A 548-nucleotide genomic window follows, 5' to 3' on the forward strand; every position below is an offset into this window, starting at 1 on the left:
CTGCAGCACCAGATCACAGGCATGCCGCCAGCGAGGCCATCCCATGTGCTTAATGGCCATGCCGCCAAGATCGAATTCGCTACCCGCATGAAACCTTGGTGTGGTGGAGGTGTTGAGAGGCACCTGCGCTAGGCTGGCGAACGGTTAGAAGCGGGCAAAACCCGTAGCTCAGCTCATAGCCCGCCTAAACAAAGGCGGGCATCGTAGAAGGCCGCAGTCCTTCGGACTTAGGTCCAAAAGAGCGGCCCAGGTGATTTCGCAAGCCGGGCGGGGGTTTGCGCCGTTCGCATCAAGAGCTGTCCGCCCGGCCAATTCTGTCCCTCACATAAGCTGGCGGTCAGCCGCAAACGGTATACCAACTGTCGAATCGGCCATTGTTTGGAGCCGCACACAGAGCGCCGTAACAAACCTTCTCACCCTTGAAGTAGGCCAGGAACTGCAGCAAATGCGATATTTCGTCCTGTTCATCTTGGTCCCGGATACGCTCCGGACCGCCCTGCGATTTCAATGCCATCTCGATCAACTCGATCGCCCGATCTTTGTTGCCG

At 57.8% G+C, this 548-nt stretch carries 1 pseudogene; it reads right to left on the minus strand.

From position 1 onward, the window contains the following. Nucleotides 1–337 precede the first annotated feature (337 nt). Nucleotides 338–548 (minus strand): annotated as a pseudogene (locus tag EN780_RS39455) (hypothetical protein); the annotation flags it as partial.

The organism is Mesorhizobium sp. M4B.F.Ca.ET.089.01.1.1 (genome assembly GCF_004022605.1).
In the GTDB taxonomy this organism is placed as follows: Bacteria; Pseudomonadota; Alphaproteobacteria; order Rhizobiales; family Rhizobiaceae; genus Mesorhizobium; species Mesorhizobium abyssinicae.